The 16,658-nt window shown below is 72.2% G+C and carries 17 protein-coding genes; 9 read left to right on the top strand and 8 right to left on the bottom strand.

The genetic code is table 11. The features are described from left to right. The first annotated feature begins 27 nt into the window (after nucleotides 1–27). The 3 genes from ABZ449_RS05255 (at nucleotide 28) to ABZ449_RS05245 (ending at nucleotide 3,022) form a co-directional block, all read left to right on the top strand. Nucleotides 28–606, top strand: coding sequence for an NADAR family protein (locus ABZ449_RS05255; RefSeq protein ID WP_360340455.1), 579 nt, complete (start codon nucleotides 28–30; stop codon nucleotides 604–606). Next, the gene (locus tag ABZ449_RS05250) at nucleotides 603–1,751 is read left to right on the top strand and encodes a hypothetical protein (RefSeq protein WP_360340452.1); all 1,149 of its coding nucleotides are present in this window, start codon (nucleotides 603–605) and stop codon (nucleotides 1,749–1,751) included. Before ABZ449_RS05255 ends, ABZ449_RS05250 begins: the two co-directional genes overlap by 4 nt. Before the next feature lie 68 nt (nucleotides 1,752–1,819). Further along, on the top strand, nucleotides 1,820–3,022 hold the full coding sequence (locus tag ABZ449_RS05245) for a hypothetical protein (protein ID WP_360340449.1): 1,203 nt from the start codon (nucleotides 1,820–1,822) through the stop codon (nucleotides 3,020–3,022). A 214-nt stretch (nucleotides 3,023–3,236) separates the two neighbouring features. Here ABZ449_RS05245 and ABZ449_RS05240 read toward each other — a convergent pair whose 3' ends face one another. Then, a complete protein-coding gene (locus ABZ449_RS05240) occupies nucleotides 3,237–4,619 on the bottom strand; it encodes a glycine--tRNA ligase (RefSeq protein WP_359902988.1) in 1,383 nt (460 codons plus the stop codon). Between the two features lie 242 nt (nucleotides 4,620–4,861). Here ABZ449_RS05240 and ABZ449_RS05235 point away from each other — a divergent pair, with 242 nt between their 5' ends. From ABZ449_RS05235 to ABZ449_RS05220, 4 genes are read left to right on the top strand one after another with little or no spacing between them, the layout of a single operon-like run. Further along, nucleotides 4,862–5,872 (top strand): metal ABC transporter substrate-binding protein, encoded by a 1,011-nt coding sequence (locus ABZ449_RS05235; RefSeq protein WP_360340446.1) that lies wholly within the window; start codon nucleotides 4,862–4,864, stop codon nucleotides 5,870–5,872. 14 nt (nucleotides 5,873–5,886) lie between these two features. Further along, nucleotides 5,887–6,651, top strand: coding sequence for a metal ABC transporter ATP-binding protein (locus tag ABZ449_RS05230; RefSeq protein WP_360340443.1), 765 nt, complete (start codon nucleotides 5,887–5,889; stop codon nucleotides 6,649–6,651). After that, nucleotides 6,648–7,577: a metal ABC transporter permease gene (locus ABZ449_RS05225; protein ID WP_360340440.1), complete on the top strand. Its 930-nt coding sequence runs from the start codon at nucleotides 6,648–6,650 to the stop codon at nucleotides 7,575–7,577. Before ABZ449_RS05230 ends, ABZ449_RS05225 begins: the two co-directional genes overlap by 4 nt. A 35-nt stretch (nucleotides 7,578–7,612) precedes the next feature. Beyond that, on the top strand, nucleotides 7,613–8,023 hold the full coding sequence (locus tag ABZ449_RS05220; protein WP_189918013.1) for a Fur family transcriptional regulator: 411 nt from the start codon (nucleotides 7,613–7,615) through the stop codon (nucleotides 8,021–8,023). A 64-nt stretch (nucleotides 8,024–8,087) separates the two neighbouring features. Here ABZ449_RS05220 and ABZ449_RS05215 read toward each other — a convergent pair whose 3' ends face one another. The 4 genes from ABZ449_RS05215 to leuA form a co-directional block, all read right to left on the bottom strand. After that, on the bottom strand, nucleotides 8,088–8,921 hold the full coding sequence (locus ABZ449_RS05215; RefSeq protein ID WP_360340437.1) for an isoprenyl transferase: 834 nt from the start codon (nucleotides 8,919–8,921) through the stop codon (nucleotides 8,088–8,090). Between the two features lie 4 nt (nucleotides 8,922–8,925). Continuing rightward, nucleotides 8,926–9,672, bottom strand: a complete 747-nt coding sequence (gene recO, locus ABZ449_RS05210; protein WP_360340434.1) for a DNA repair protein RecO — start codon at nucleotides 9,670–9,672, stop codon at nucleotides 8,926–8,928. Between the two features lie 286 nt (nucleotides 9,673–9,958). Further along, on the bottom strand, nucleotides 9,959–10,471 hold the full coding sequence (locus tag ABZ449_RS05205) for a TerB family tellurite resistance protein (protein ID WP_360340431.1): 513 nt from the start codon (nucleotides 10,469–10,471) through the stop codon (nucleotides 9,959–9,961). A gap of 392 nt (nucleotides 10,472–10,863) precedes the next feature. Continuing rightward, nucleotides 10,864–12,660, bottom strand: a complete 1,797-nt coding sequence (leuA, locus tag ABZ449_RS05200; RefSeq protein ID WP_360340428.1) for a 2-isopropylmalate synthase — start codon at nucleotides 12,658–12,660, stop codon at nucleotides 10,864–10,866. A 340-nt stretch (nucleotides 12,661–13,000) separates the two neighbouring features. Here leuA and ABZ449_RS05195 point away from each other — a divergent pair, with 340 nt between their 5' ends. Both ABZ449_RS05195 and ABZ449_RS05190 read left to right on the top strand, forming a co-directional pair. Continuing rightward, nucleotides 13,001–14,023, top strand: coding sequence for a M4 family metallopeptidase (locus ABZ449_RS05195; RefSeq protein WP_360340425.1), 1,023 nt, complete (start codon nucleotides 13,001–13,003; stop codon nucleotides 14,021–14,023). 145 nt (nucleotides 14,024–14,168) lie between these two features. Beyond that, complete coding sequence (locus tag ABZ449_RS05190; protein WP_360340422.1) at nucleotides 14,169–14,435, top strand: protealysin inhibitor emfourin; 267 nt, start codon at nucleotides 14,169–14,171, stop codon at nucleotides 14,433–14,435. 27 nt (nucleotides 14,436–14,462) lie between these two features. On the opposite strand, the gene ABZ449_RS05185 is transcribed toward ABZ449_RS05190, so the two are convergent. The 3 genes from ABZ449_RS05185 to ABZ449_RS05175 form a co-directional block, all read right to left on the bottom strand. After that, nucleotides 14,463–15,167, bottom strand: coding sequence for an alpha/beta hydrolase (locus ABZ449_RS05185; RefSeq protein ID WP_360340419.1), 705 nt, complete (start codon nucleotides 15,165–15,167; stop codon nucleotides 14,463–14,465). A gap of 122 nt (nucleotides 15,168–15,289) precedes the next feature. Next, the gene (era, locus tag ABZ449_RS05180) at nucleotides 15,290–16,219 is read right to left on the bottom strand and encodes a GTPase Era (protein WP_030290771.1); all 930 of its coding nucleotides are present in this window, start codon (nucleotides 16,217–16,219) and stop codon (nucleotides 15,290–15,292) included. 71 nt (nucleotides 16,220–16,290) lie between these two features. After that, nucleotides 16,291–16,491 (bottom strand): hypothetical protein, encoded by a 201-nt coding sequence (locus ABZ449_RS05175; RefSeq protein WP_360340416.1) that lies wholly within the window; start codon nucleotides 16,489–16,491, stop codon nucleotides 16,291–16,293. Between the last annotated feature and the right edge of the window lie 167 nt (nucleotides 16,492–16,658).

The raw sequence follows: 16,658 nt of genomic DNA, 5'->3' as shown, positions 1-16,658 counted from the left end.
CCAGACCCTTTGTGTCAGACTGACGATATGAGCGAGATGCACGTGGGGGACCTGGCCGCCGTCCGCAGCCGCGAGGAGTTGGTCGCCGCGATGGCCGACGGGGTGCGGCCGAAGTGGGTGATGTTCTGGGGGCACACCGAACGCAAGGGCGGCGGGACCCGACAGGAGTGCCTGAGCCAGTGGTGGCCCGGCGAGTTCACCGTGGACGGGGTCACGTACGCCTCCGCCGAGCACTGGATGATGGCCGGCAAGGCCCGGATGTTCGGTGACGAGGAGATCGCGCAGCGGGTGCTCACGGCCCGGACGCCCGCCGAGGCGAAGAAGCTGGGGCGGCTGGTCAAGGGCTTCGACGACAAGGTCTGGGCGGCCGGCCGGTTCGAGCTGGTGGTGGCGGGCAACGTCGCGAAGTTCGGGCAGGACGAGGCGCTGCGCGGCTACCTGCTGGGCACGGGTGGCCGGGTGCTGGTCGAGGCCAGCCCGCTGGACCGGATCTGGGGCATCGGGCTGGCCGCCGACGACATCCGGGCCCAGCAGCCCGCCGAGTGGCGGGGGTTGAACCTGCTCGGCTTCGCGCTGATGGAGGCGCGGGCGCGGCTGGCCGCGTGAGCGGGATCGCTCCGCTGCTGGACGGGACGGTGGTGGCCTCGGCCTCGGCCGCCGCCGCGCTGCTCGTCGCCCCGGGGGTGCTGCGCCGGACGGCCCCGGGCGGACGCGACGGCGGCTCGCTGGGGCCGGAGCCGGTGCTGGCGGCCGTCGTCGCGCTGATCTACCTCAACCAGGTGCTCGTCGCGGTCTACGTGAACCGGGTGCACCACGGGGACGTCTCCTTCATCGCCCGTCACCTGCCGCCCGGGTGGTTCGACGTCCCGCGCCTGGACTCCCTCGCCGCCCGCTTCCCGGCCCCGGAGCTGCTGGCCCCGTCGGTGCTCCGGGTGCAGGCCCTCCTCGAACTGCCGCTGGTGCTGCTGGCGTTCGTCGCCGTCGTCCGCCGGCTGGACCGCGCGCTGTACGTCCGGCTGGCGCGTTCGCCGTTGATCCCGCTCGCCGCCGTCTCGTACACGGTGGCGTTCTGCGCGGTGGAGTGGGACCTGCGGAACCCGTACACGGTGGACGATCTCGTGCTGCGCGTGCTCGCGGCCTGCCTCACACCGCCCCTGATCGCCTGGCTGGCCCGGCGCGAGCCCGCGACGGGGGTCGAGCCCGCCCGCAGCCCGTTCCGCTTCGCGCTCGACCTGTGGGCGTACGGCCAGCTGATGCTGGTGCTGTACGACACCGCACTGCTCTACGACCTCGCCCGGATCGGCGACCATCTGCCGTCCGCCGCAGCCGCGTCGGCGGTGCTCGTCGCCACCCGCGCCACCTCGCGCCGAGACCCGCAGTCGCAGTCGCAGCCGCAGCCGCAGCCGCAGCCCGGCCCGTACACCGCCGCACTCACCGGGACGGTCGGCCGGGCGCTCGCGCTGTTCCTCGTCCCCGCCCTGTCGATCCGCTACGCGCAGACCTTCGGCACACCCGAACTCGCCGCCCTGGCCGGGCTCCTGGTGATCGGGTCGGCCGTCCGCCGGGACGCGCCGCGCCTCCTGCTTCCCGCTCTCGGGGGCGTGGTGGTCGGATACGCCGTCGCGGCCCTCGCGCCCGGCCCGTACTACGAGGCGACCCTCCTGCGGAGCGCGACCGGCGCACTTCTCGCAACGACCGCCGTCTGCGCGCTCCTTGACATCACTCGGACACGGCTGGTCGTGCACTCTTAACTCCCACGCCACATACTGACGCCAGGATGTCACACAGTCAGGGTGCAGATGGACAGGTTGGGGCGATCATGCGCATGCGGCCGACGGCACAATCCGCAGGCCAGCAGCCGGAAGGCGTGCGGCAGGCCGAGGAACTCCGCGCAGAACTGGACGAGTTACTCCGTGCGAGCCGTTATGCGAGTCAGCGCGAGCGGCGCCTGAACGAGGCGATCCGGGCCACCCCGGGGCGCCAGCAGCCGGACGGGGAGCTGCTGCGCCAGCTCGCGCAGGCCCGCACCCTCCGCGAGGGCCTGGGCGCCCGCTGCCTCCAACTCAGCGACCAGCTGGAGGAGTTGGAGAGCCTCATCAGACACCGGCAACAGCCACCGCCCCCGCCTGCACAGCAACACCCGCAACATCCGCAACACCCAGAACCGCAGCAGCAGCAACAGCAACAGCAACAGCAACAGCACGGACAGCAGGCCCCGCGACACCGGCTGCACCACCAGCAGCCGCCGCGGCAACCGGCCCCGCCGACGCCCGCCCGCCCCGACCTCGGCGCCCTCACCGAGCGGATCACCACCCTCCACCGGGCCGGCTCCCTCTCCGAGGCCACCGAGGTGATCGACGCGGCCGCAGCCCGCCTCACCCCCGCCGACGCCGCCCTGCTGGTCGGCATGCTGGCCCGGTACGGCCCGGCCGGCGGCTCGCTCCTCCTCGCCCGCAGCATCGCCCGGTCCGCGCCCGACCACTCCGTCACCGTGCTCGCCGAGCTGCGCGAACTGGGCCTGGCCGAGGAGGCGGCCGAGGTGTTCCATGCCTTCTGGAGCTACCCGGCCGCCTCCGTCCCCGGCCTGCTCTCCGCACTGGACCGGGCCGGGCTGGCCGCCGACAGCGCGACGTTGCTCTGGGAGTGGGGGTCGGCGCCGATGCCCGAGCTGACCTCCCTGGCCGCCTGCCTCCAGCAGCACGGCCGGTCCACCGACGTCCGGACCCTGCTGCGCCAGGCCGCCGGCCGGTCCACCGCCGACCTCGCCGACCTCGCGGCCGGGCTGCCGCCGGCGCTCGCCACCCTCCTGCTGAACGAGCTGGCCGTCCTGCGCCCGCCCGTCGAGGTGGCCCGGCTGGCCGCCGCCCTGGACGGCGCGGGCCGTTCCGAGCTCTACGCCCAGCTGCTGGCCGCGCTGCTCGCCGACGAGGCCCGCCACCGCACCACGCTCGCGGCCCTGCGCACCGCCGGCCTCCCGACCCGCCCGCCCGCGGCCCAGCGCTCGCGCTGGGGATGGCGGTAGCGGCAGCCGTCGACGGCAGTACGGAGAAGCGCGACACGAAGAAGCGACGCTACGGAGACTCGCCACCCGAAGAAGCGACGGCCCGGAGAAGCTCGACACGGGAAGGCGACGGCTCGGAGGAGCCCCCCGAGGCAACCCGACGCCCCTGAACGGCAAGGAGCCCCCGCCCGCCCCACCAGGGCGGACGAGGGCTCCCGAGCCGTGCGGGAGGCTGCTAGCAGCCGATCAGCCGCGCGCCCAGGTACGCCTTGACCTGGTCCAGCGAGACGCGCTCCTGCGACATGGTGTCGCGGTCGCGGACGGTCACCGCGTTGTCCTCGAGGGTGTCGAAGTCGACGGTGACGCAGAACGGCGTGCCGATCTCGTCCTGGCGGCGGTAGCGCTTGCCGATGGCGCCGGCGTCGTCGAACTCGACGTTCCACGCGGTGCGCAGGTCGGCGGCCAGGCCGCGGGCCTTCGGGGACAGCTCGGCGTTGCGCGACAGCGGCAGGACGGCGACCTTGACCGGGGCCAGGCGCGGGTCGAGCCGCATGCCGACGCGCTTCTCCATGACGCCCTTGGCGTTCGGCGCCTCGTCCTCGAAGTAGGCGTCGATCAGGAAGGCCAGCATGGCGCGGTTGAGGCCGGCCGCGGGCTCGATGACGTACGGGAAGTACCGCTCGCCGGACTCCTGGTCGAAGTACTTCAGGTCCTGACCGGACGCCTCGCTGTGCACCCGCAGGTCGTAGTCGGTGCGGTTGGCGACGCCCTCCAGCTCCGAGAACTCGCTGCCGCCGAAGTTGAAGCGGTACTCGATGTCCACCGTGCGCTTGGCGTAGTGGGAGAGCTTCTCCTTCGGGTGCTCGAAGAAGCGCATGTTCTCGGTGCGCAGGCCGAGGCCGACGTACCAGTCCCAGCGCTGCTGGAGCCAGTACTCGTGCCACTGCTCGTCCTCGCCCGGCTTGACGAAGAACTCCATCTCCATCTGCTCGAACTCACGGGTCCGGAAGATGAAGTTGCCGGGGGTGATCTCGTTGCGGAAGCTCTTGCCGGTCTGGGCGATGCCGAACGGCGGCTTCTTGCGCGAAGTGGTCTGGACGGCCTTGAAGTTGGTGAAGATGCCCTGGGCGGTCTCCGGGCGCAGGAACGCCAGGCCGCTCGCCTCCTCGGTGACACCGAGGTGGGTCTTCAGCATGCCCGAGAAGTCCTTGGGCTCGGTGAACTGGCCCTTGGTGCCGCAGTCGGGGCAGTTGACGTCCTGGAGGCCGTTCGGCGGCGGGAAGCCGTGCTTGGCCTCGTACTTCTCCTCCAGGTGGTCGGCCCGGTGGCGCTTGTGGCAGGAGAGGCACTCGGTCAGCGGGTCGTTGAAGGTGGCGACGTGGCCGGAGGCCTCCCACACCTCGCGGGCGAGGATCACCGACGAGTCGAGTCCGACGACGTCCTCACGGGCCTGGACCATCGCGCGCCACCACTGGCGCTTGATGTTCTCCTTGAGCTCGACGCCCAGCGGCCCGTAGTCCCAGGCGGCACGCGTGCCGCCGTAGATCTCGCTGCAGGGATAGACGAAGCCACGGCGCTTGCTCAGGCTGACGATCGTGTCGATCTTGTCGGCGGCCACAGTGCTCTCTTCAGTACGTACGGCACGGTCAGGGCACGGCTGGTTGCGCGTACCCGAATACCTCAGGTTACCGGCCATACGGGTACGTGATTCAAATCGGTATCGTCCGGCCGCCCCCACCCTCCGCAACCCCCTGTTCACCCGCTCGAGTGATTTGACAATCATTTCCATATGAGATGAGAATGATTGTCATGATGATCGGACTGCCTCGACTCGGACTGTCTCGCCGGACCCGCCGTTCCATGGCCGTCGGCACCGCCGCCCTCGCCGCCTCCCTCGCCCTCACCGCCTGCGGAGGCAGCAGCAGCGCCGACAGCGGCAAGGACAGGCTCAAGGTCGTCGCGTCCTTCTACCCGATGGAGTTCCTGGCCCAGCAGATCGGCAAGGAGCACGTCGCGGTCACCGATCTGACCGCCGCCGGCGTCGAGCCGCACGACCTGGAACTCACCGCCAAGCAGGTCGGCACGGTCCAGAAGGCCGACGCGATCATCTACCTCAAGGGCCTGCAGCCCACCGTCGACCAGGCCGTCGCGCAGTCGTCCAGCAAGCACAAGATCGACGCCACCGCCGCCAGTCCGCTGGTCGACCACCACCTCGACGAGGGCACCGAGGGCGAGGGCCACGGGGACGGGGCCCAGGGGGGCGACGGCCACGCGCACGAGGGCCCCGCCGGCGACCCGCACATCTGGCTCGACCCGACCCGCTACGCGGCCATCGCCAAGAACGTCGGCGACGAGTTCGCCAAGGCCGACCCGGCCCACGCCGAGGACTACCGGAAGAACACCGACCAGCTGGTCACCGAACTCACCGCGCTCGACCAGGAGTTCCGGGCCGGGCTGGCGTCCGCCACCACAAGGACCTTCGTCACCAGCCACGCCGCCTTCGGCTACCTCGCCGACCACTACGGCCTCACCCAGGTCGCGATCAACGGCGTCGACCCGGAGTCCGAGCCCACCCCGGCCCGCCTCGCCGCGGTGCAGAAGGCCGCCAAGGACAACGGCGTCACCACGGTCTTCTTCGAGACCCTGGTCAGCCCCAAGCTCGCCGAGACCGTCGCGAAGGACCTCGGCCTCAAGACCTCCGTCCTGGACCCGCTGGAGGGCGTCAAGGACCCGTCCGAGGACAACTACCTGACCGTGATGAAGCGGAACCTGGCCAACCTCCAGGCCGCCCTCGGCGCGCCCGCCGCAACCGCTCCGGCCGGCACCGCCCCCGCCGGGACCGACGCCACCACCCCCGCCCCCGCGAACTGACGGGACCGAGCACCATGACCGACCCGATACCCCCGGCCGTCCGCCTCCGCGACGCCGTAGCCTCGCGCGGCGGCCGGCCGGTGCTGCGCGGTGTCGACCTCACCGTCCGGCCCGGCGAGGTCGTCGCCCTGCTGGGCGCCAACGGCTCCGGCAAGTCGACCACCGTCAAGGCCGTGATCGGCTCCGTCCCGCTGGAGCAGGGCACCCTGGAGCTGTTCGGCACCCCGTACGGCTCCTTCCGCGCCTGGCACCGGATCGGGTACGTCCCGCAGCGCACCACCGCCGCCTCCGGCGTCCCCGCCACCGTGCGCGAGGTGGTCTCCACCGGACGGCTCCCGCAGCACCGGCTGCTGCCCTTCCGCCGCAGGGACCGCGAGGCGGTGGACCGCGCGCTGGCCGCCGTCGGCATGCTGGAGCGGGCCGGGGACGGCGTGGCCGACCTGTCCGGCGGCCAGCAGCAGCGGGTGCTGATCGCCCGCGCCCTGGTCGGCTCCCCCGATCTGCTGATCATGGACGAGCCGATGGCCGGCGTGGACGCCGCCAGCCAGCAGGTGCTCGCCGACACCCTGCGCGCCGAGGTCGGCCGCGGCGCCTCCGTCCTCCTCGTGCTGCACGAACTCGGGCCGCTGGAGCCGCTGATCGACCGCGCCGTCGTCCTGCGGGACGGCTGCGTCGCGCACGACGGCCCGCCCGTTCCCAACACCGGTCTGCACGCGCTGCCCGGCCACGACCACGTGCACCCGCACGCCGACCTGACCCCGCCGAGGCTGCTGGCATGACCGAGATGCTGTCCTACGACTTCATGCAGCGGGCCCTGCTCGCCGCCGTCCTGGTCGGGATCACCGCCCCGGCCGTCGGCATCTACCTGGTGCAGCGCCGCCAGGCCCTGATGGGCGACGGCATGGGCCACGTCGCGATGACCGGCGTCGGCCTCGGCTTCATCTTCCAGACCAGCCCGGTCTGGATGGCCGTGCTGGTCTGCGTGCTCGGCGCCGTCACCATGGAGCTGGTCCGCTCCCGCGGCAACCAGCGCGGCGACATCGCCCTGGCGATGCTCTTCTACGGCGGCATGGCCTGCGGCAAGCTCCTGGTCTCGATGTCCGCCCAGGCCGGCGCCGGCTCGCTGGAGAGCTACCTGTGGGGCTCGATCCTCACCGTCGCCCCCGCCGACCTGATCACCATCGCGGTGCTGGGCGCCGTGGTCATCGCCGTGACGGTCGGCCTGCGCCGCCAGCTGTTCGCGATCTGCCAGGACGAGGACTTCGCCCGGGTCACCGGCCTGCCGGTGCGCACCCTCAACCTGCTGCTCGCGGTGATGGCCGCGGTCACCGTCACGGTCGCCATGCGGGTGGTCGGGCTGCTGCTGGTCAGCGCGCTGATGGTGGTCCCGGTGGTCGCCGCCCAGCAGCTCACCCGCTCCTTCGCCGCCACCCAGGCCGCCTCGATCGCGCTCGGTGTGGTCGTCGCGCTGGCCGGCGTCACCGGCTCCTACCAGCTCGACGTGCCCTCCGGCCCGGCCATCGTGCTGCTCGCCATCGCGATCTTCGCGGTGTTCAGCCTGATCGCCGCGCCACTGGCCCGACGGCGCCACCGCGTCGCGGGCGAGCACGGACCGAAGGTCTGCGACGTCGAGCTGCCGGAGCAGGCTGCCTCCGGGCCGGCCGACACGACCACTCCTGAGCGACGGGCCGGGCTGGCACAATGATGTGCGAGACGCCCACGACCCCAGGAGGACCCACGGTGACCACCGCAGGCCCGTCGCCGCGCGCCCGATCGACCCGGCAGCGTGCCGCCGTCTCGGCGGCCCTGGACGAGATCGCGGACTTCCGCAGCGCACAGGAGCTCCACGACCTGCTCAAGCACCGCGGGGACTCCGTCGGTCTGACCACCGTCTACCGCACGCTCCAGTCGCTCGCGGACGCCGGCGAGGTGGACGTGCTGCGCACCGCCGACGGCGAGGCGGTCTACCGCCGGTGCAGCAGCGGGCACCACCACCACCTGGTCTGCCGGCACTGCGGCGCGACCGTCGAGGTGGAGGGCCCCGCGGTGGAGCGCTGGGCCAACTCGGTCGCCGCCGAGCACGGCTTCAGCGACATCGCGCACACCCTGGAGATCTTCGGGACCTGCGCGGAGTGCGCCAAGAAGGCCTGAGCCCCGTCCACGGGAAGGACCCACCGGCCGTCGGCCGGTGGGTCCTTCCCGTCGGGTGCGCCCGTCAGCGCTGGGACGGCACCGGCGCGCCGACCTCGTTGGGGATCGCCCCGCCGAAGCGCCGGTCGCGCCTCGCGAACTGCTCGCAGGCCCGCCACAGGTCACGGCGGTCGAAGTCCGGCCAGAGCACGTCCTGGAACACGAACTCGGCGTAAGCCGACTGCCAGAGCAGGAAGTTGGAGGTGCGCTGCTCGCCGCTGGGGCGCAGGAAGAGGTCCACGTCCGGCATGTCCGGGTGGTACATGTACTTGGCCAGGGTCTTCTCGTTGACCTTCTTCGGGTCGAGCTTCCCGGCCGCGACGTCCTGGGCGATCGCCTGCGCCGCGTCGGCGAGTTCGGCCCGGCCGCCGTAGTTGACGCACATGTAGAGCGTGACGGCGTCGTTCTCCTTGGTCTGCTCCTCGGCGACCTGGAGCTCCTGGACGACGCTCTTCCACAGCTTGGGCATCCGGCCCGCCCAGCGGATCCGCACGCCCATCGCGTCCATCTCGTCGCGCCGGCGGGCGATGACGTCCCGGTTGAAGTTCATCAGGAACTTCACCTCGTCGGGCGAGCGCTTCCAGTTCTCGGTGGAGAACGCGTACAGCGAGATGTTCTTGACCCCGAGCTCGATGGCGCCCTTGAGGACGTCCAGCACCACGGACTCGCCGACCTTGTGGCCCTCGGTGCGGGGCAGCCCGCGCTCCTTGGCCCAACGGCCGTTGCCGTCCATCACGATGGCGACGTGGCCGGGGACCAGCTCGCCGGGGAGCTTCGGGGGCCGTGCGCCGCTGGGGTGCGGGGTCGGGGGGACGTACGTCCTCTGCCTGCCGCCGCCGAAGAGCCGTCGCGCTGCCATGTGCTCACTTCTCCACGTATCTCATCGAGCGGATGCCCCGCTCCAGGTGCCACTGCAGATAGGCCGCGACCAGGCCGCTGCCCTCCCGCCAGTACCGCGGCTCGCAGGCGTCGGCCGTCCGCCAGTCCCCTGACAGCAGCGCCCCGAGCAGTACCAGTGTCTCAGGGGAGGGTACGGCACATCCGGGCACTCGGCAGTCCCCGCAGAGCACCCCGCCCGCGGGGAGGGAGAAGAAACGGTTCGGCCCCTCCAGGCCGCATTTGGCGCAGTCGGTGAAGCTCGCGCCGTACCCGTTCACCGCGAGCGAGCGCAGCAGGAAGGCGTCCAGCACCAGGTGCGACTCGTGCAGCCCGGCCGCCAGCGTACGCAGCCCGCCGACCAGCAGCAGGTACTGCTGGACGGCCGGCTCGCCCTCGTTCTCGGCGAACCGCTCGGCGGTCTCCAGCATCGCGGTGCCGGCCGTGTAGCGGCCGTAGTCGGCGACGATCGGGCCGCCGTACGGCGCGATGGTCTCCACCTGGGTGCAGAGCGGCAACCCGCGGCCGACCAGCTCACTCCCCCGGCTGAAGAACTGCACGTCCACGTGTGAGAACGGCTCCAGGCGGGCACCGAACTTGGACTTGGTCTTCCGCACCCCGCGCGCCACCGCCCGCACCTTGCCGTGCTGGCGGGTCAGCAGGGTGATGATCCGATCGGCCTCGCCGAGCTTCTGCGCCCGCAGCACGACGCCGTCGTCCCGGAAAAGACTCATGGGGACCATTGTCCCCCACCGGTCCCCGGCGCCGGACAGCCGTGTTGCCCGCACCGGCGGCCGTGGGGGAGACCACTGCGGTGCGGGTCACGGCGGGCCCGGGGTGGGGGTCCAAGGCCCGTTGTGGGGGATTCGGAGGTGGTCTGCGGATTCCGGAGGTCCGGACGGCGCTCGGCGGGATCGGCGGCGATCGGCGAGCGATGAGAGGCGAGCGATGAGGCGCGAGCGGCGAGCGGCGCTACGGGCGGGCGGACGGACAAACGGGCGGACGGGCGGAGCGGCGGCGCTACTTGTACGGCGTCCTGGTCGCCGCCTCCAGCAGCACCCCGACCCGGGACTTCGGCAGGTCCAGGCAACCCCCGACCGCGGTCAGCGCGTCGCGCTCCTGCGGCAGGTAGCGCCCGTCCGCCAGCGCGATCGCCGCGCCCTGCAGCAGCAGCCGCTCCCGGCCGCTCTGGGCCAGGTGCGGGGTGAGCGGTTCGAGCACCGCGTGCAGTTCGACGGCCAGGCCGCCGGACATCCCGCGGGCGTCGTGGAGTTCGTCGCCGAGCCCGGAGAGCGCGGCGAGCGCGGCCAGCACCTGGGCCTCGCCGCAGTCCTCGAACCCGGCCTCGCGCACCGCCGCGCAGGTCGCGTCGCGGGCCGCCCGGTGGGCGGTGCCGCCGGCCGCGAGCAGGGCCAGCGCGATGGTGTACTGGGCGTCCCGCAGCATCGCGCCGAGGCGCACGCAGGTGGGCTGCTCCAGGCTCTCGACGCCGTACCGGCCGTGGCAGCTGGTGCACTGCACACTGCCGATCACGGGACCGAGCGGGACCACCGGGGTCCCCAGCAACCGCAGCCACCGCCGGCCGTGCTGCCGACGGTAGTTGCGGTCCCCGCCACAGCCCGGGCAGAAGAAGTCACCGAGAACGTCAGTCCGCCACCGCGGGCGAACACCCCACAACCTGGTCACGGCGCCACTCCCCAGACATGGCAGGCGGCCTGCTCGACAATGGGCAGGTCACGCGACCGGACACCGAGGCCGTCCCACCGACCCGGCTTTCCGGTGGATCGATGTTGCCACGGTTACCGGCACGTGTCAGTACCTCGAACGGCTTCCGATTCGAAAAAATGTGGCGCAGGCCACAACGCCGGGCTGACGCGGCGAAGGGCCGTCCCACGGGACGACCCTTCGCACACCACCCGTTCGAATTAGCCGCGCTGCGAGCGGTTGACGGCGCTGATCATGGCCTTCAGCGAGGCCAGCACGGTGTTGCCGTCGATGCCCACGCCCCACAGCACCTTGCCGTCCACCGCGCACTCCACGTACGCGGCGGCCTGGGCGTCGCCGCCCTCGCTCAGCGCGTGCTCGGCGTAGTCCAGGACGCGCACGTCCACGCCGATCCGGGCCAGCGCGTCGGCGAAGGCCGAGACCGGGCCGTTGCCGGCCCCGGTCAGGGTCACCGGGGCGCCGTCCAGCAGGGCCTCGGCGGTCAGCGCGTCCCGGCCGTCCTCGGTGGTCAGGGTGCGCGAACCGCTCAGCGCGATCCGGCCCCACGGGTTGTCCGTGGTCGGCAGGTACTCGTCCTCGAAGACCCGCCAGATCTCGCCCGGGCTGACCTCGCCGCCCTCGGCGTCGGTCTTGGCCTGGATGATCCGGGAGAACTCGATCTGCATCCGGCGCGGCAGGTCCAGCTTGTGGTCGTTCTTCAGCACGTACGCCACGCCGCCCTTGCCGGACTGGCTGTTGACCCGGATGACCGCCTCGTAGGTGCGGCCGACGTCCTTCGGGTCGATCGGCAGGTACGGCACGCCCCAGGTGTGCTCGCCCACCGGTACGCCCGCCGCCGCGGCGTCCGCCTCCAGGACGTCGAAGCCCTTCTTGATGGCGTCCTGGTGCGAGCCGGAGAAGGAGGTGTACACCAGGTCGCCGGCGTACGGGTGGCGCGGGTGCACCTCCATCTGGTTGCAGTACTCGGCGGTGCGGCGCACCTCGTCGATGTCGGAGAAGTCGATCTGCGGGTCGATGCCCTGCGAGAACAGGTTCATCCCCAGCGTCACCAGGTCGACGTTGCCGGTCCGCTCGCCCTGGCCGAACAGGCAGCCCTCGATGCGGTCGGCACCCGCCATGTAGGACAGCTCGGCGGAGGCGACGGCGGTGCCGCGGTCGTTGTGCGGGTGCACCGACAGGCAGACGAACTCGCGGCGGGACAGGTTGCGCGACATCCACTCGAACTGGTCGGCCTGGACGTTCGGGGTGGCCCGCTCGACGGTGGCGGGCAGGTTCAGGATGATCTCGCGGCCCTCGCCCGGCTGCCAGACGTCCATGACCGCCTCACAGACCTCCAGCGCGAAGTCCAGCTCGGTGTCGACGAAGATCTCCGGCGAGTACTGGTAGCCGAAGACGGTGTCGTCGCCCAGCAGCTTCTCCGCGTACTCCATCACCAGCCGGGTGCCGTCGGTGGCGATCGCCTTGGTGGCCGCCCGGTCGTTGCGGAACACCACCCGGCGGAACAGCGGCGCGGTCGCGTTGTACAGGTGGACGGTCGCCCGCGGGGCGCCGACCAGCGCCTCCACGGTCTTCTCGATCAGCTCCTCGCGGGCCTGCGTCAGCACCGAGATGGTGACGTCCTCGGGGATCGCCCCCTCCTCGATCAGCGACCGCACGAAGGCGTGGTCGGTGGCCCCGGAGGAGGGGAAGCCGACCTCGATCTCCTTGTAGCCCATCTTCACCAGCAGGTCGAACATCATGCGCTTGCGGGCCGGCGACATCGGGTCGATCAGCGCCTGGTTGCCGTCCCGCAGGTCGGTGGACAGCCAGCGCGGCGCCTTGGTGATCACCTTCTCCGGCCAGGTGCGGTCCGGCAGGTCGACGGTGCCGAACGGTACGTAGCGCCCGTACCGCATGCCCGAGGGCCGCTGGCGCACCGAGGCGGCGGTGATCGGGGTGGGGCGGTCGACGAAGGGACGGCCGGCGGGGACGGACGCGGCGGAGTTCTGCTCGGTCATGGAGGTGACTCGGCTTCCTGTGATGCGTGGTGCGGGCGGGTCGGGAGTGGTCAACACTGGTCAACACCGACTGGCCGGCCTCGGCTGCCGCTCGCGACGCGTCGTTGGACCGCCGATCGCGCGCACAGCTCGTTCCCCGCGGCGAGGGTGCCGGCCCGGTGGACTACAGGCCCTCGACGCGGCAGCTAAGAAGAAGCAGCCCGTTGCGCATGATGGCCCCAGCGTAACCCAGCGCCGCACGCCCCCGAAGTGATCCGGGCTTCCGTTCCACTCCTTGAGACGAGGGCCGGTCACGCCGAGGGTGGTGACAACCGGTCATCGAGGCCTCACCCTGGGCCACATGACCGCAGCAGTACCGATCTGCACGATCGTCCCGCCGTACGTCCTGGACCGCCTCGCCGAGGCCGGTCACGAACCCGCCGTCCACTCCCTGGCCCTCGACGCGTCGCACCGCGCGGCCCGGCTCTCCCCGCCCGCGCCCGTCGCCGCCGCCCCGGGGCTCAACCGGGTGGTCTACGACGCCGGCCACGGCCAGCGGCTGCCCGGGCGCAGCGTGCGCACCGAGGGCCGCGGCGCGTCCTCCGACAGCTCCGTCAACCACGCCTACGACGGCCTCGGCGCCACCTTCGCGCTCTACGCCGACGTCTTCGGCCGGCACTCGATCGACGACCGGAACCTGCGGCTGGACGCCAGCGTCCACTACGGCCGCAACTACGACAACGCCTTCTGGAACGGCCACCAGATGGTGTTCGGCGACGGCGACAACGTGGTGTTCGGCGACTTCACCGCCTGCATCGACGTCATCGGCCACGAACTCACCCACGGCGTCACCCAGTTCACCGCCGGGCTGGACTACCAGGACCAGCCCGGCGCGCTCAACGAGTCGGTCTCCGACGTCTTCGGCTCGCTGGTCAAGCAGTACTCGCTGCACCAGGGCGCCGCCGACGCCGACTGGCTGATCGGCGCCGGTCTGCTCGCCCCGGGCGTGCAGGGCGTGGCGCTGCGCTCGATGAAGGCGCCCGGCACCGCCTACGACGACCCCCGGCTCGGCAAGGACCCGCAGCCCGCGCACATGCGGGACTACGTGCACACCTCCCAGGACAACGGCGGGGTGCACATCAACTCCGGCATCCCCAACCACGCGTTCTACCTGCTGGCCACCGCGCTCGGCGGCTCGGCCTGGGAGCGCGCGGGGCGGATCTGGTACGACGCGCTGACCGGGCGCACGCTGCCGGCCGACGCCGACTTCACCGCCTTCGCCCGGGCCACCGTGGCCGCCGCCAAGGCCCGTCACCCCGACGACCGGTCGGTCGTGGACACCGTCACGGCCTCCTGGGCGCAGGTCGGGGTCAGCCCGGGGTGATCCCCGTCCGGAGGCCGGCCCGGGCCGGCCTCCGGTGCCACCGGGTTACGCCTGAAGGGTGGTTGAGACCGGGTTGAGGCGGGCTTAAGGTCACGGTCCGGGAAAAGCCCGGCAAACCCCCTCGCTGCGTAGCACCATGGACACCATGCGCATCCAGGTGACCCGGACCGGCGGCTTCGCGGGGCTCGTCCGCCAGGCGGAGATCGACACCGCCGACCGCACGGACGCCCCGCACGTGCACGCACTCGCCCGCGAGGCCGTCGCGGGCGGGCTGCGCACGCCCTCGTACGGGGTGCCGGACGGCTTCCACTACGAGATCACCGTCGACGGCCGGTCGGTGTACTGCGCCGACCCGAAGCTCACCGACTCGCAGCGCGAGCTGGTCTCCCTGGTGCTGCGCGAGGGCGCGTAGCACCAGGGCGGCTCGGGTGCTCGGGGGTCAGAGCCAGCCGTCGAGCGCGGCCAGGAAGCCCGCCGGGTCGTCCCGGTGGACGGTGTGGCCGGTGCCCGGGACGGTGCGCACCTCGAAGCCCCGGGCGCGCAGCTCCCCGGCGGCGGCCGCGTCCACCAGCAGGCTGCGGTCGGCCAGCACCACCAGCGAGGGCACCGCCGGCCGGGCCGGCAGGTCCGAGCGCTGGTCGGCCATGGCCCACGCCGAGTCCTCGTCCCAGGCGGCCGCCGCGGCGAGTTCGGCGTCCACGTCGGCCGGCTCCCAGGTCGGGCTGAGCGCGACGACCTGCTCCCGGGTGAGGTGCCTCAGCTCCGCCATCACCCGCGGGTCCATCCCGGCCTGGGCGAACCGCCAGGCCGGATCGACGTACACCGCGCGGGCCGGCTTCAGCCGTTCGACCGCGCCCGCCAGCGCGATGCCGCCCAGCGAGTGGCCGACTGCGAGCTCGGCGCCGGCCGGCAGGCTCTCCACCAGGTCGGCGGCGTACGCCTCCAGCGGGTAGCGCTCCAGCGGGCTCCCGCCGGCGCCGCGCGCGCTGCGCCCGTGCCCGCGCAGGTCGACCGCGAGCACCCGGTAGCCCCGCTCGGCCAGTGCCGGGCCGATCAGCCGCCAGGTGCCGTGGTCGGACATGATGCCGTGCACCAGCACGGCCAGCCGGTCCCCGCGGCCCCACTCCCGGGTGTGCAACTTCATCGCGGTGTGCCCCTTCTGACGTCGCGTACGGCCGGACCACGACGAGGGCCCGCCCGGACGCACAACGTCCGAACGGGCCCCAGGCCTCCCGGCGGCTCGAACTCCCCGGCGGGAGCCCGGAGTCAGAAGCCCAGCTTGCGCAGCTGCTTGGGGTCGCGCTGCCAGTCCTTGGCGACCTTGACGTGCAGGTCCAGGTAGACCGGCGTGCCGAGCAGCGCCTCGATGTGCTTGCGGGCGGTGGTGCCGACGTGCTTGAGCCGCGAGCCCTTGGCGCCGATCACGATCGCCTTCTGGCTCTGCCGCTCGATGTAGACGTTGGCGTGGATGTCCAGCAGCGGGCGGTCCGCCGGGCGGCCCTCGCGCGGCAGCATCTCCTCGACCACCACGGCCAGCGAGTGCGGCAGTTCGTCGCGCACGCCCTCCAGCGCGGCCTCGCGGATCAGCTCGGCGACCATGATCTGCTCGGGCTCGTCGGTGAGGTCGCCCTCCGGGTAGAGCTGGTCGCCCTCCGGCAGCAGCTTGGTGAGCAGGTCGGCGACCAGTTCCACCTGCTTGTCGCCGACGGCGGAGACCGGGATGATCTCGGCCCACTCGAAGCCCAGCTCGACACCGAGCTGCTGGATCGCGATCAGCTGCTCGGCGAGGCGCTTGGAGTCGACCAGGTCGGTCTTGGTGACGATGGCGACCTTCGGGGTCTTCTTGATCCCGGCGATCTCCTTGGCGATGAACTTGTCGCCGGGGCCGATCTTCTGGTCGGCGGGCAGGCAGAAGCCGATCACGTCGACCTCGGCCCAGGTGGTCCGGACCAGGTCGTTGAGGCGTTCGCCGAGCAGGGTGCGCGGCTTGTGCAGGCCGGGGGTGTCGACCAGGACGAGCTGGGCGTCCGGGCGGTGCACGATGCCGCGCACGGTGTGCCGGGTGGTCTGCGGGCGGTCGGAGGTGATCGCGACCTTCGTCCCCACCAGGGCGTTGGTCAGGGTCGACTTGCCCGCGTTGGGCCGGCCGACGAAGCACGCGAACCCGGAGCGGTACGAGGAGGAAGGGGCATTCATGGGCTCCATTCTCCCTGATCACCGGAGCCCCGCCGTCCCGGCCCACCTCCCGGGGGTGCTCGGGGCCGCGCTCAGCCCTTTCCGCCGCCCTTCCCGCCGCCCTTCGCGCCGCTCTTCCCACCCTTGCCGTCGGCGGGGATCAGCGAGACCACCACCAGCACCAGCAGGAAGCCGAGCGAGCCGAACAGCCAGACCTCCGAGCCGGTCTCCTGCCACTTGCCCAGCCCCATCACGAACAGCACCAGTCCGGCGAAGAACGCCACCGCCCCCATGCCCCAGCCCCCTCACCGCATCCACTCCCCCGGTGAGATTATCTGCCGGGCACAGGCCGGGACCATGACGATCGACCCGGCCGCCCAAGGCCCCGCCCCGGGCCCCGGCCGCCCGCCCCGGGCCCCTCGACGGGACTCCGGCGCGCCCCTCGACGGGCTCCGACGGG

This window comes from Kitasatospora sp. NPDC005856 (assembly GCF_040629945.1).
In the GTDB taxonomy this organism is placed as follows: Bacteria; Actinomycetota; Actinomycetes; order Streptomycetales; family Streptomycetaceae; genus Kitasatospora.
The sequence above is the reverse complement of the archived record's forward strand: the minus strand, read 5'-3'. Positions and strand labels throughout refer to the sequence as shown.

Coding starts and splice junctions, on each gene's coding strand:
- ABZ449_RS05255 (WP_360340455.1), top strand. CDS start 28: ATGAGCGAGATGCACGTGGGGGACCTGGCCGCCGTCCGCAGCCGCGAG.
- ABZ449_RS05245 (WP_360340449.1), top strand. CDS start 1,820: ATGCGCATGCGGCCGACGGCACAATCCGCAGGCCAGCAGCCGGAAGGC.
- ABZ449_RS05235 (WP_360340446.1), top strand. CDS start 4,862: ATGGCCGTCGGCACCGCCGCCCTCGCCGCCTCCCTCGCCCTCACCGCC.
- ABZ449_RS05230 (WP_360340443.1), top strand. CDS start 5,887: ATGACCGACCCGATACCCCCGGCCGTCCGCCTCCGCGACGCCGTAGCC.
- ABZ449_RS05225 (WP_360340440.1), top strand. CDS start 6,648: ATGACCGAGATGCTGTCCTACGACTTCATGCAGCGGGCCCTGCTCGCC.
- ABZ449_RS05215 (WP_360340437.1), bottom strand. CDS start 8,921: ATGGCAGCGCGACGGCTCTTCGGCGGCGGCAGGCAGAGGACGTACGTC.
- recO (WP_360340434.1), bottom strand. CDS start 9,672: ATGAGTCTTTTCCGGGACGACGGCGTCGTGCTGCGGGCGCAGAAGCTC.
- leuA (WP_360340428.1), bottom strand. CDS start 12,660: ATGACCGAGCAGAACTCCGCCGCGTCCGTCCCCGCCGGCCGTCCCTTC.
- ABZ449_RS05195 (WP_360340425.1), top strand. CDS start 13,001: ATGACCGCAGCAGTACCGATCTGCACGATCGTCCCGCCGTACGTCCTG.
- ABZ449_RS05190 (WP_360340422.1), top strand. CDS start 14,169: ATGCGCATCCAGGTGACCCGGACCGGCGGCTTCGCGGGGCTCGTCCGC.
- ABZ449_RS05185 (WP_360340419.1), bottom strand. CDS start 15,167: ATGAAGTTGCACACCCGGGAGTGGGGCCGCGGGGACCGGCTGGCCGTG.
- era (WP_030290771.1), bottom strand. CDS start 16,219: ATGAATGCCCCTTCCTCCTCGTACCGCTCCGGGTTCGCGTGCTTCGTC.
- ABZ449_RS05175 (WP_360340416.1), bottom strand. CDS start 16,491: ATGGGGGCGGTGGCGTTCTTCGCCGGACTGGTGCTGTTCGTGATGGGG.